Genomic DNA, 13,680 nt, shown 5'->3' with positions numbered 1-13,680 from the left:
TCACTACAGTTGACTGCTGTGAGTGTGATGAGTGCGAGTAATGCTATTTTTATCTTTTTCATTGTTTTATTTTTTAAAATCCTACATTAAGTCCCAAAGAAACGATTCTTGTAATAGGGTAAGTTCCATTGTCTATACCGTTAACTGGAACTTCTGGATCAAAGCCTGAATATTTGGTCCACGTTACAAGATTCTGTGCAGAAACAAATACTTTGATTAAACTGAAATTTTGTGCAAAAGCACCTTTAGGAAGTGTATAACTTAGGTTGATGTTTTTGATTTTGATGTATGAACCATCTTCGACATATCTATCACTAACTCTGGAGTTTTGGTTTGGATCTCCGTAGATTGCTCTTGGCATACTGTTGCTAGTGCCCTCACCTGTCCATCTTCCTAGTACAGATGCGTTTTGATTATTAATTACAGACATAGACTCTGTATACATTCTGTTGGCATTGAAGATATCATTACCATAGCTACCTTGTAAGAAAATTGTTAAATCAAAATTCTTGTAAGTAAAGGTATTGTTAAGTGAGAATGTGAATTTTGGATTTGGGTTTCCGATAATAGTACGGTCTTTGTCATTGATAACCCCGTCATTATTGAGATCTTTGAATCGGATATCTCCAGGAGCTGTGCTTGTAGCAGGGTTAGAGCCCGGCATCTGAACAGCGTGGTTATTAACCTCTGACTGATTTTGGAAAACCCCGTCTGTAACATAGCCATAGAAAATATTAACCGGATAACCGTTCTGTATTTGTCCTATGGTGCTATTGAGCCCACCACTTGCTGTGATAATTGGTGTCTCACTATTGATGCTTTCTACGTTATTTTTGTTATAAGAAAAAACAACATCTGTAGACCATTTGAAGTTTTCTCCAACAAAATTTTTGGTAGATAAAGTGGCTTCAATCCCTTTGTTCTGGATTTTACCAGCATTGATTGACGGAACATACACATCAGAATATCCGGAGGTTACCGGTACCGACATTGGTACGAGCATATCATTGGTGTTCTTGATATACCCATCTACAATCAAACTAATTCTGTTGTTGAACATATCTAGGTCAAAACCGGCGTTATACTGTTCTTGTCCTTCCCATTTTACGTTCGGATTTGGTAAAACGGTTGGTAAAACCGCACTTACATAAGTACTATTGAAATTGTACAGATATGTATTGTATGACGATGAGAATGAGTAATTACCAATCTCCTGATTTCCCGTTATACCATAACCTAACCTTAGTTTTAAGTTATTGATGGTTTTAGAATCTTTAAGGAAATTTTCATTAGAAATTCTCCAAGCTAAAGCTGCTGATGGAAACCATCCCCATCTGTTATCTACTCCAAATCTTGAAGATCCATCTCTACGTATAGTTCCTGTTAAATAATATTTATTTGAAAAACTATAGTTTACACGTCCTAGGTATGACATAATTGCCCACTCAGATGCGTTCCCGTGTTGCACTGGTTGCAAGATACCGTTATCTATCTGCTGTGTACTTTCGCTAGGGAATTTTTGTACCGATGCACTCAGGTAATTAAATTGATTATTCTGAGCACTGCTTCCTACAACGGCATTGATATGATGATTGCCAAAAGTTTTGTCATAAGTCAAGGTATTATCCCAAAGCAAAGTAATACTTCTGTTAGAACCTTCTGAAAGGTAAGAATTCTCCTGAGATTTTACGCCCCAGTTGTATTTTGGAGACCAAGTTCTTGTGTACCAAAGGTTCGCTTCCATACCACCTAAAGATTTGAATTTCAAATCCTTGATAATTTCGGCTTCTGCATAGATATTTCCCTGAATGTTGTATCCTTTCGTAGAGTTTTCTACAATGGTTGCTTTCCCTATCGGGTTATCTATATCGCCGTAAAGCATAGGATTGCTTCCCGGGCCTGCCCATCCACCATTTGCATCGTAAATAGGTCTGGTTGGTAAAGAAAGTATTGTTCCTTTGATATCATAAGAACCGCTTCTTTTAAGATCGTGTTGTAATTTCACACTGTTCCCGATTTTCAAGAAAGGTTTTATTTTGGTATCTCCGTTTAACTGAACAATATATCTGTCATAATTTGTATTGAGAACCACCCCTTTCTGATTGAAATAACTTGTAGAAACATATAAGTTACTTTTCTCGGATCGGCCTCCATATGACAAAGAATAATTTGATATTAAAGCCGGGCTGAAAAGCGCATCTACCCAATCTGTACCTTTTCCTAATGATGCAGGGTTTGCAAATTCCGGATTGGTTGACATCCCTGCATTGGTAAGCATCTCATTATTAAGCTGGGCATATTGCGATGCATCCAAAACTTTTATCATATTGCTCACACTTTGGATTCCTGTGAAGGTATCAAAATTCAGGATTCCGCCTTTTGCTCCACGTTTTGTTGTAATAATCACAACACCATTAGCTCCTCTGGAACCATAGATGGCTGTGGATGATGCATCTTTCAGAATGTTAATAGATTCTACATCACTCATATTGATCTGGTTGAGTCCACCATTCAGTGGCATCCCGTCGACAACGATCAATGGATTGTTGTTTTGGATTGTTCCTGTCCCACGGATACGGAAAGTAACGTTGCTACCCGGCTCACCAGAGTTAATGACAGTAACACCAGAAGCCCTGCCTTGAATCGCCTGTCCGATATCTGCAACAGGTTGATTTTCTGCCTTTCCTAGATTAATTACCGATACTGATCCTGTTAGGTCTTTTACTTTAGCCTTACCATAACCGATTACAACAACCTCATCTATCTTCTGTTCTCGTTGTAACGTATCAGCGGTTTGCTGTGCATAAAAATTCCCTGAAAAATAGACTGCTGCAATCGCAATGGTGCTTCTCAAAAATTTAGGTTTCATTTGTAATTGGTTTTTTTTTTATTTAATAATAATTTTTTGTCCTACAATTCTGTTCTCCAGATTTACATTCAGGATATAATTTCCTTTTATCATTTGAGAAACATTAATCTCACATTGCTTACCATCTGTTTTTTGAGATTTTATCAATTTTCCTGTCATATCATATATCTCGTAGCTTCTGATGAGTTCGTTATCCGAGGTGATGAATATATTTTTATCAGCAGGATTTGGATAGATTGATAAAGATTTTTTGTTGATATCACTTACAGCCAAAACGTTATAAACCTGATAACCCAAAGTCATATCATTGAAAAGAATGTTATAATTGCCTGATGATGCTAAATTGAATTTGATATTAGGCGCACCACCTGTTGTAAGTTGTGCAAAACCTGTAGCTCCGTTAGCATTACCCCAATCGTCGCCTGACCAGTTAGATGTATTTGCAAATTTTATCTCCTGATCACCAGCAGAGAATGCAACATTACTCTTTTTCCAAATATCATTTTCTAAAGTCATCTGTTGCAAAGACCAGTTGCTGAATGTACCTCCCACATACATATTTTGCTGATGATTTGGTGCAAACTGAATATTGTATTGCAAAGTCAAATCATTAAAATCAATATTATAAGTCCCTGATGTTGTAATCGTAAAGGTTATGTTTGAGCCTCCTCCGGTTGTTTGTTGCGCGGTACCAGAAAGTCCGTTAGCATTACCCCAATCCTGACCACTAAAATTACTTGTATTTGCAAATTTTAGTTCATAGTTACCAGCCAGCAGAACTTGATTTTTGATTCTCCAGACATTATTTTCCATTGTCATAGATTTCATACTCCAATTGTTGTAAGTACCACCAACATACATCTGCGTATTATGTCCACCTGTCACATTAAAGCTTTGGAGCTGTGGCACAGCCGCACAGAAACCATTACCACCACCTTGCTTTGCCTGTAGATAAACTGTACCGTTATATCCATTCAATTGCACTTGGTTGTTAACAATTGTAGCAGGACCTGCATTAACTTCATATACTATAGGCTGTCCAGCAGAAGATGTTGCCACTGGAGAAAATGCAGGATCGTTTGCATTTTTATTAGGAATTGTTGGGAAGGTGATGGTTTGGCTGTTACAAGTTTCTGATGAGTTTTTGATTAACTTAAGAATTACAGAACCGTGTGGTGGAACCGTAACAGATATGTCACTCATTTTCCCCAAATTAGCATGCTGCCAAAGATCTCTTACCATCACTTGTCCTGTGACACCAAGCTGGTTGAGAAAGTTCATAGAACGGACCTGAGGTGTTGTTTCTCTGTTAAAAAAACCGATGATCCAGTCGCCGTTGCTCAGCTGTCCCCGCCAGGTTTGGCTGTTAGCATTTGTAGGATCATTACTAAGGGGTTTTCCAACAAATTTTGCAGTATTCAGATCCAACAATTCAGAATTTTGGTAAAGCCAGAGATCGTTGCCAATGGTGTTGTATTGATCTGCAATAGTAACCGGACCGCCTGCCAAGATATTGAGAGAGATCACACTTCTTTTCTCTGTATCGTTCGCAAAAGTATTGATTCTAAGAAAGTCTCCATCTAATTGAACTTTATTACTTCCCGTTACCTGAGACCAATAGATAAATCCATCAAATGCATTGGCATATTGTGACCAAGTATTAAAACGATGACCTCTGTCTTTATCACTAAATTTATACCAAGTACCTTCGCCAGCATCTTCATTAATTCTAAAAAGATGACCATATTGTTTTTCTAATTCTGCTGTATTAAAAAGATTTGGCATTACCAAACTCAGATAAACTCCATTAGCATCACAAGCTTCTCGCATCCATTTTAAAGCCTTTTCGTACTGAGCTCTTGTTCTTTGTGGACCTACAGTTCCTAAGTTTCTATCATAACCAGTTTCAAACCAAGAGAGAAAATCTACACGCAGATATTTGATTCCCATATCGGCATAATATTTCACATAGCCTTTTACATATTCTTCCGCACCCGGTCTGTCAACTTGTACCCATCTAAACCACATTGCATTTTCATTAGGATCTAGAAGTGATGATACATTAATATTAGTCCCTACAATCTTTTTTGTGGTATCATTAGCATCAACATGAAGCCACAGTGGATTCTCATACATCCCGAGTGTCATTCCTTTTCCTTGCAAATACTGAGACCACCAAGCATAATCGTGTTGCCATTTAGAAGAATGGCTTTTTCTATAGCCATTTTCATTAATCTGGCTCACATCTCCCCATCCGTCCATACAAACCATTGTATAACCATAAGATTTTAGGTTTTGCTCAAGCCAATTAATATTATCTGACAAAGCTTGTTCGGTCAAATAATTATCAGCTACTCCTGCAAATTCTCTTGTTATGTGATATTCATAGGGACTCCAGTATAAAGGTGCTTTATATGGATTTTGTGATTTGTAAAAATTGTTGCCTAAACAAATAAGACAAAATATAGACGAAATCAATTTTAGAAAGAGAGATTGCTTTTTCATATTGATAATAATTTTAAAATATTAACGGTTCTTTAACTAAAGGTTAATTCTGTGTTACTAATATATATCGGTTATGATATGAAAAAAGCTTACAAATTGTTTTTGTAAGCTTTAGGTAAACGTTTTTCAATAACGTTCAAGTTTTAAACATTGAAAATCAGATTAATATAAAAAAACACGTTACAAGAAAAAGTAAATGCTATGTAGAAGAAATAGAGCCAATAAGCATAATTTTTGATTCAAAATCATCATTTTCGATAACAGATTTTGCTTTTACCTTGCTCCTATAATTATAAATTGTCCTTACAGAATATCTTAAAAAATCAGAAATCTGATTAGAGTCATTGATCCCTAACCTGATTAATGCAAGAATTCTGAGTTCGGTATGGAGGCTTCCAAATTTCATTTGATAATATTCTTCCGGTCTGAGTAACTTATTTACTTCTTCAACAAAATTAGGATAGATTCTAAGGAAAGCGCGGTCAAAATTCTCGTACAACTCATCAAGGTCCAACTCATCATTTTTTTTGTTGTTCACCATTTCTGAAAGTTTGTCCAATTGTCCCGTAGATAGCCTTCTTGAGATCAGTTTTTTATAACGGTCAAATTTTTCGAGATAATTTGAGCATTGGTTGATGAAAAAACCAATATACTCTTCCTTGATGTGATTAGCCTCATCTAATTTCAAATTCAGAATACTAAGGTTTTTGTTGGCAGACCTAAGTTCTTTTCTGGATTTTACAATTATCTTTAGCTGCCGGATCACCAAGTAGGTCACCAAAGCAAGAATAATCAGCATAATACTGATCATCCAAACAGAAAATCGCAGCTTTCTGTTTGTATTGTTGATCTGGAGCATATATGCTTTTTCTATAATAGACTGCACTTTACTGATCTGAAAAGTTCTGAAACGGGCGTTATAGAAATTGGCATCTTCTATTGCAGATCCAAGAAAGCGGTAAGCCGTATTGTAATCACCTTCCTTATAAAGGAGGAATGCAAGCTCCTGAAGTGACCTGTTTTCCGTAGTAGCAGATTCGATATCCTCAATTGCCGATAGTGCAAGATATTTTTTTTGATTTTCCGTATTCCCGATTTCGCCTTCTGCAAAAGCTTTACAATAATATCCAATGGCTTTCAGCCTTGTTTTGGCGGGGACAGAGTTTATAAACTGATCGATATTGAGTATTGCTTTTTCCCATTCGTTGTTCATTTTACAAATATTGTACTGGAAAAGATTCCTGAAGACGGGATCTTCAGAAGAAACAAAACCTTTATGATAATACTCCATAAGTTTTGTTCTGTATGCGTCAGCAAACATTTTATTGCTTTTACTATATTCATACAGATTTGTATAGAGGGATTCCGAAGTAGAATTATATGAAAATAGTAAAGATTTAGGAATATCATTTCTGATACTATCAAGAATCATTTTAGATTCTGTAAAAAGCCCAATGGAATTCAGCAAATTACTTTTTTTAATCAGAGTTTCATATCGCCAATTTTTATTACCGGCTGAATCAGCCAGCACGAGATTTCTTTGAAGGTAAGTAATGACGGAATCACTTTGATATCCAAAATAATTATCTGCAATTTCTCCGTTTATGATGTATTTATTTTTAAAATCCAGATGATTACGCTTAAGCTTAGCTTTCAAGTCAAGAATAAAGTGATCTCTATTTTGACGATAAACTAACTTGTTGGCAATTAGCGAATCAAGCTGCTTAATTTCTAAGCTTTGATTATTAATCTGCTCATCATCTTGACATGAAGCGCATAATACTAAGACTGCGAAAAATAAGAAAAACTTTTTTGATTTACAGAAAATCATTTTATTTTGATAATTTATATTATTACTACAAATAACGAATAAAAATTTGAAATTCTATATTTTTGAAAATATGAATTAAATTTTAACCAAATATTTCACAGAATTGATTGTTTCTGTTTTTATTAGGTCTAAATACAAATGCAGATGAAATACTTCAAGCAATAGAAAAGTTTATACCCAAAGTTTATTACTTACAAAACTACTCGATGGCTTTGAAGAGAATTTAACCTCAACAAAATATGCTAAGATTGTAATAACGTCTCCAGATACGGCTTTGAGAGATATAAGTGATTCATTGGAAAAAGATCTTTATTGGAAGCAGATTCTGGCGAAAGAAGTGCATTATAAAACCATCCTTAAAACCGTCCCCTTTCAGAAATTACATTAAAATAGTTATTTATAAAATATTATTAATAAACTATTTATACAAAATATATAGGATTCCCTCCAACTCCACTGAAAACCCTGTAAATTATTGATTTACAGGGTTTTGTTTTCGCGGGTGCTTCCAAATAACGAGCGGTACAAATAAGAGACAAAAATACAATAAAAAATGATTAAAATCAACTATTACAAAAAATTACAAAAACAAAAAAATCGCTGTAAACATTACATTTACAGCGATTTACTAATTTATTTCAATCGATGTTAATCGATGATAATTGCTACTTATTTGACTTCTTCAAAGTCTGCATCCTGAACATCATCTGTACCAGAATTAGCTCCGGCATTTCCCTGAGAAGGATCTGCACCTGGCTGACCTTGCTGGCCTGCTGCGTACATTTCTTCGGAAGCGGCCATCCAAGCAGCGTCTAGAGCTTCAGTTTTGGTTTTTACAGAATCTAAATCTTTAGCTTCGAAAGCGGTTTTCAATTCAGCAACTGCAGTTTCGATGGCTGTTTTCTTGTCCGCAGACAATTTATCGCCAAATTCTTTCAATTGTTTTTCGGTTTGGAAAATCAATCCGTCGGCTTTATTGAAAACTTCAACTTCTTCTTTTTTCTTAGCATCTGCTGCAGAGTTTTCTTCTGCTTCACGCTTCATTCTTTGGATTTCATCGTCAGAAAGTCCTGAACTTGCCTGAATTTTAATAGACTGCTCTTTTCCGGTTCCTTTATCTTTAGCTGAAACAGAAAGAATTCCGTTCGCATCGATATCGAAAGTCACCTCGATTTGTGGAACTCCTCTTGGCGCTGGCGGAATATCTGTTAAATCAAATCTTCCGATTTCTTTGTTATCGTTGAACATTGGTCTTTCTCCCTGTCCTACTCTGATGCTTACAGCCGGCTGATTGTCAGACGCGGTAGAGAACACTTCAGATTTTTTAGTTGGGATGGTTGTGTTGGCTTCAATTAGTTTAGTGAAAACAGAACCCATGGTTTCGATACCTAATGAAAGTGGAGTAACGTCTAATAAAAGAACATCTTTCACATCACCAGTTAAAACTCCCCCTTGGATTGCTGCACCAATTGCAACTACCTCATCCGGGTTTACTCCTTTTGAAGGTTTCTTACCGAAGAATTTCTCAACTTCCTCTTGGATAATCGGGATTCTTGTAGAACCTCCTACCAAGATTACCTCATCGATATCTGAAATGGTAAGACCTGCATCGGCCAAAGCTTTTTTGCAAGGCTCCATTGATCTTCTAACCAAATCTGCTGACAATTGCTCGAACTTCGCTTTTGTTAAGGTTTTCACCAAGTGTTTTGGTCCTGTAGCGGTAGCAGTAATATACGGAAGGTTGATTTCTGTTTGGGTTGAAGATGACAACTCGATTTTTGCTTTTTCCGCAGCTTCCTTCAACCTCTGCAACGCAATTGCGTCAGATTTTAAATCTACCCCTTCTTCAGCTTTAAATTCATCTGCCATCCAGTTGATGATTACATCGTCGAAATCATCACCACCAAGATGGGTATCTCCATTGGTTGATAATACTTCGAAAACTCCGTCACCAAGATCAAGGATAGAAACGTCGAAAGTACCACCACCTAAATCGTAAACTGCGATTTTTTGGTCTTTATGATTTTTATCTAAACCATACGCCAACGCTGCAGCGGTAGGCTCATTGATAATTCTTTCAACCGTTAGACCAGCGATTTCACCAGCTTCTTTAGTAGCTTGTCTTTGCGCATCGTTGAAGTATGCAGGAACGGTGATTACCGCTCTTGTTACTTCTTGTCCCAAATAATCTTCCGCAGTTTTCTTCATTTTCTGAAGAATCATTGCAGAAATTTCTTGTGGGGTATATTCTCTGTCGTCGATTTTTACTTTTACAGTATCATTTGGTCCGCTTACCACTTGGTAAGGAACTCTAGAAACTTCTTTAGCATCATCTTTAAAGTGGGTACCGATAAATCTTTTGATCGAATATACGGTTTTGGTAGGGTTGGTTACTGCTTGTCTTTTTGCAGGATCTCCTACTTTTCTTTCACCATCTTCGGTGAAGGCAACAATTGAAGGCGTGGTTCTTTTACCTTCAGCATTAGGAATTACAACAGGGTCTTTTCCCTCCATTACAGCAACACAAGAGTTGGTTGTTCCTAAATCGATTCCAATTATTTTACTCATAGTATGTATATTTTTGTTTTTTAAATTTTATTTGCAGTGGTTTTCTCCAATTTTGTACCAAGGAAAAAAGTGTGACAAATTGACATTTATTTTCTAAAATATTGGGGTAATTCGTAAAACAACATAAAAAATATGAAGACCCAGTGACTCCCATGCCGATTGTTGATAACCGCCGTATGATTACAGTCATAAAGCAATGATGATCCCGATCATAAAAAAAACTCCTTAAGATATACAAAAGCTGTAAGGAGTTTTTTTATGAAAAGTAAAATTTAAAAGGACTTATTTCTTCAACGTCAAAATATACTCAACCATTTTTTTTGCATTTTCTTTACTCATACCTGCGTGCGGGGTCATTGGGATTTCGCCCCAGTTCCCTTTACCACCGTCGATTATTTTGTTTGCCAGCATCTCAATATCGTTCTCGGTATATTTATCGGCAACTTCCTGGTAAGAGGGGCCTACGAGGCGGGTATCCGTTTTATGGCAGGTAAGGCAATCCATCCCTTCAATAAGCGCCAGGCCTTCATGTTTTCCGGCAGCTGCAGAGTCTACCACCTTCAGTGTGGGTTCTTCCAGCATTACATTACTTTCTTTCGCGGAATCAATCGGCTTTTTACTGCAGGAAGCAGCCATAACAAGTACACAAATCACTACGTATTTCTTCATATTGCTAAATTTTTAACAAAATTATTTTTTATTCTTTAAACATCTCCTACAAATTTGACGATAAAAGTCATATAAACCGTATGACTTGGATCATACTCGCATGAGGGCAAATGTTTCTACTTTTGAGTAAACAAAAAACAATTAAATTATGTACACACTTAAAACAATGGCACTTTCAGTGCTCACTTTGGCACTTTTCTCCTGCGGAGGGGATAAAAAAACAGATTCAATTCCTACAGCAACCACCACCGAAACTACAGCTACTACTACAGAAGCTCCTGCTGCAGCTGGAACCAATGAGTACGATCCTAAAAGAGGTTTAGGACCACACGAAAACGTAGATGTAAGCAAATTTGATCCCGCTATGGCTGCTGCCGGCAAAAAAATCGCTGACGTGAAATGTACTTCATGTCACAAACCAACAGAAGAAAAATTGGTAGGACCAGGCTGGAAAGGCGTTACCCAAAGACAAACTCCTGAATGGATCATGAACTTCATCAGCAATCCTGACCCAATGATCGATGTTGATCCAGAATTACAGAAACAACTTGAGCTTTGTTTGGTAAGAATGCCAAATCAGGGTCTTAATGACACTGAAGCCAGAGAGATCCTGGAATACATGCGCGAGATTGACGGTGCAAAATAATTTCTGAGAAGAAAAATTTTAATCAAATATATATGAAAAGTCTTAAATTATTGGGGCTCTCTGCCATTGTTGCCGTAACAGCGCTGACAGGTTGCAAACCAAAAGGTACTGAGACCGCCGTAAGTGGCGACGCTGCACAAAAAGTTTACGTTGCTCCCGGCAAGTACGATGAGTTTTACAACTTCGTGAGCGGTGGTTTCAACGGGCAGGTAAACGTATATGGCTTGCCAAGCGGAAGATTGTTAAAGGTACTTCCTGTTTTCTCCGTAAATCCGGAAAACGGATACGGGTACAGCGAAGAAACCAAACCTATGCTCGAAACTTCTCACGGTTTTATTCCTTGGGATGACCAGCACCACCTTTCCCTTTCGCAAACCAATGCGGAAGTGGACGGAAGATGGCTTTTTGCTAACGCAAACAATACTCCGCGCGTGGCAAGAATTGATTTAAAAACATTCAAAACTGTTGAAATTCTGGAGTTGCCAAACTCTGCAGGGAATCACTCTTCACCATTCCTTACGGAAAATACAGAGTATGTAGTTGCAGGAACCCGTTTTGCAGTTCCTACAGATGATGCCAACGGTGACGTTCCGATTGATTCATTCAAAGAAAACTTCAAAGGAGTACTTTCATTTATCGGAATCGATCAGCAAACGGGCGGTATGGATCTTTCTTTCCAGATTGAAGCTCCGGGGATTAACTTTGACCTTTCGCATGCCGGTAAGAAAAAATCGGGCGACTGGTTCTTCTTCTCCTGCTACAACTCGGAAAAAGCCAATACGCTGCTTGAGGTAAATGCTTCGCAGAACGACAAAGACTTCATTATGGCAGTGAACTGGAAAAAAGCTGCTGAATTGGTGAAAGCCGGAAAAGGAAGAAAAGTGACCACAGAATATGCACACAATACTTGGGACGAAAGCACCCACAGTGCAACATCTACCATGAAGAAAGAAGTAGTTGTGCTTTCTGTTGAAGATATGAAAGATGCCATGTTCATGATTCCTTGTCCTAAATCTCCACACGGATGTGACGTTGACCCAACTGGTGAATACATTATTGGTTCCGGTAAACTTGCAGCACTTATCCCAGTATTCAGTTTCGACAAAATGATTAAAGCGATTGCTGACAAAAATTTTGCAGGAGAATACGATGGCGTACAGGTTATTAAATACGAAGCCGCTTTGCACGGTGAAGTTCAGAAACCAGGTTTAGGACCACTCCACACAGAGTTTGACGGAAAAGGAAATGCCTACACTTCGATGTTCGTTTCTTCTGAAGTTGTGAAATGGAATATTAAAGACCTTAAGGTTCTTGACAGACAGCCAACATTCTACTCTGTAGGACATTTAATGATCCCTGGCGGTGACTCCGGAAAACCTTTCGGGAAATACCTTGTAGCGTACAACAAAATTACCAAAGACCGTTATTTACCTACAGGTCCGGAACTGGCACAGTCTGCACAGCTCTACGACATCAGTGGCGATAAAATGAAACTGCTGCTGGATTATCCAACATTTGGTGAACCACACTACGCACAAGCGTTACCGGGTGACATGCTTTCTAAAAATCAGGTTAAATTCTTTAAAATTGCCGATAATAAGCACCCTTATGTAACCAAAGGAGAAGCTGAAAGCAAAGTTGTAAGAGAAGGCAACAAAGTACATGTTTACATGACCTCCATCCGTTCGCATTTTGCTCCGGATAATATTGAAGGAATAAGGGTTGGTGATGAAGTGTACTTCCACGTAACCAATCTTGAGCAGGACTGGGATGTACCTCACGGTTTCGCTATCAAAGGCAACGAGAATGCCGAACTGCTGATTATGCCGGGAGAAACCTGCACCCTGAAATGGGTTCCGAAAAAACCTGGAATGTACCCAATGTACTGTACCGACTTCTGTAGTGCACTGCACCAGGAAATGCAGGGATATGTAAGAGTATCGCCCGCCGGAAGCAACACCCCGCTTATCTATTCTTTGAATAATAAGAAGGACAACGCACAGAGCCCGGTAAAACAAGGGGAAACAAAATAAATTCAGAAATAAAGGGCAGATATTTCTGCCCTTTTTTAATTCAAAAAAAAATGAAAACTCATACCTTAAATAACTTAACAAGAGTTTTACTAATCGTTTGCGGAATCGCCCTTATCGTTTCCATTTTTGTACCGCTTTGGTCCATTTATCTGGAAGCACCGCAATATCCTGAAGGTTTGGCCATGTATCTCTGGGCAAGTAAAATTACCGGAGAATACGAAATCATCAACGGACTGAACCACTATATCGGCATGAAAACCATTCATCCCGAAGATTTCTGGGAGTTTACAGTACTTCCTTATGCACTATCATTCTTTGCACTGTTGTGTTTCCTCACAGCTTGGCTGAACAAAAAAACCTGGCTGTACATCACGGCAGTATTATTCATGATCTTCGGTATAGCATTTATGGTCGATTTCTGGCTTTGGGAATACGATTACGGCCACAACCTTGATCCGAATGCAGCCATCGTAGTTCCGGGAATGTCGTATCAGCCACCATTAATCGGATTTAAGCAGTTACTGAACTTCGGTGCTTACTCTTACCCCAACATCGGCGG

At 37.9% G+C, this 13,680-nt stretch carries 8 protein-coding genes; 3 read left to right on the top strand and 5 right to left on the bottom strand.

The window, feature by feature from the left end; translation table 11 throughout:
* Positions 1–73: 73 nt before the first annotated feature.
* The 5 genes from V5N63_RS00890 to V5N63_RS00870 all read right to left on the bottom strand — a co-directional run bounded on the left by V5N63_RS00890 (position 74) and on the right by V5N63_RS00870 (position 10,442).
* Entirely contained in the window at positions 74–2,869 is a 2,796-nt protein-coding gene (locus V5N63_RS00890) for a SusC/RagA family TonB-linked outer membrane protein (protein ID WP_332032172.1), read from the bottom strand.
* A gap of 18 nt (positions 2,870–2,887) precedes the next feature.
* On the bottom strand, positions 2,888–5,374 hold the full coding sequence (locus V5N63_RS00885; RefSeq protein WP_332032170.1) for a T9SS type A sorting domain-containing protein: 2,487 nt from the start codon (positions 5,372–5,374) through the stop codon (positions 2,888–2,890).
* Positions 5,375–5,573: 199 nt separating this feature from the next.
* Positions 5,574–6,842 carry a DUF6377 domain-containing protein gene (locus V5N63_RS00880; protein ID WP_332032168.1) on the bottom strand — a complete coding sequence of 423 codons (1,269 nt, stop codon included), beginning with the start codon at positions 6,840–6,842 and terminating at the stop codon, positions 5,574–5,576.
* 1,032 nt (positions 6,843–7,874) lie between these two features.
* On the bottom strand, positions 7,875–9,773 hold the full coding sequence (gene dnaK / locus V5N63_RS00875; RefSeq protein ID WP_332032166.1) for a molecular chaperone DnaK: 1,899 nt from the start codon (positions 9,771–9,773) through the stop codon (positions 7,875–7,877).
* 282 nt (positions 9,774–10,055) lie between these two features.
* A complete protein-coding gene (locus tag V5N63_RS00870; protein ID WP_332025307.1) occupies positions 10,056–10,442 on the bottom strand; it encodes a c-type cytochrome in 387 nt (128 codons plus the stop codon).
* A gap of 148 nt (positions 10,443–10,590) precedes the next feature.
* On the opposite strand from V5N63_RS00870, the gene V5N63_RS00865 reads away from it, so the two are divergent.
* The 3 genes from V5N63_RS00865 to V5N63_RS00855 form a co-directional block, all read left to right on the top strand.
* Positions 10,591–11,088, top strand: coding sequence for a c-type cytochrome (locus V5N63_RS00865; RefSeq protein ID WP_332032163.1), 498 nt, complete (start codon positions 10,591–10,593; stop codon positions 11,086–11,088).
* Positions 11,089–11,120: 32 nt separating this feature from the next.
* On the top strand, positions 11,121–13,121 hold the full coding sequence (nosZ, locus tag V5N63_RS00860; RefSeq protein WP_332032161.1) for a Sec-dependent nitrous-oxide reductase: 2,001 nt from the start codon (positions 11,121–11,123) through the stop codon (positions 13,119–13,121).
* 50 nt (positions 13,122–13,171) lie between these two features.
* Positions 13,172–13,680, top strand: a 509-nt coding sequence (locus tag V5N63_RS00855; protein ID WP_332032159.1) for a hypothetical protein, incomplete at its 3' end; no start/stop codon positions are given.

This window comes from Kaistella sp. (assembly GCF_032060305.1).
Lineage (GTDB): Bacteria > Bacteroidota > Bacteroidia > Flavobacteriales > Weeksellaceae > Kaistella > Kaistella yananensis.
Note: the sequence above shows the minus strand (reverse complement) of the source record. Positions and strands in the feature narration are given on the sequence as shown.

Excerpts from the sequence above, each read along its gene's own strand:
- V5N63_RS00865 (WP_332032163.1), top strand. The coding sequence starts at position 10,591 with ATGTACACACTTAAAACAATGGCACTTTCAGTGCTCACTTTGGCACTT.
- V5N63_RS00885 (WP_332032170.1), bottom strand. The coding sequence starts at position 5,374 with ATGAAAAAGCAATCTCTCTTTCTAAAATTGATTTCGTCTATATTTTGT.
- dnaK (WP_332032166.1), bottom strand. The coding sequence starts at position 9,773 with ATGAGTAAAATAATTGGAATCGATTTAGGAACAACCAACTCTTGTGTT.
- nosZ (WP_332032161.1), top strand. The coding sequence starts at position 11,121 with ATGAAAAGTCTTAAATTATTGGGGCTCTCTGCCATTGTTGCCGTAACA.
- V5N63_RS00870 (WP_332025307.1), bottom strand. The coding sequence starts at position 10,442 with ATGAAGAAATACGTAGTGATTTGTGTACTTGTTATGGCTGCTTCCTGC.
- V5N63_RS00890 (WP_332032172.1), bottom strand. The coding sequence starts at position 2,869 with ATGAAACCTAAATTTTTGAGAAGCACCATTGCGATTGCAGCAGTCTAT.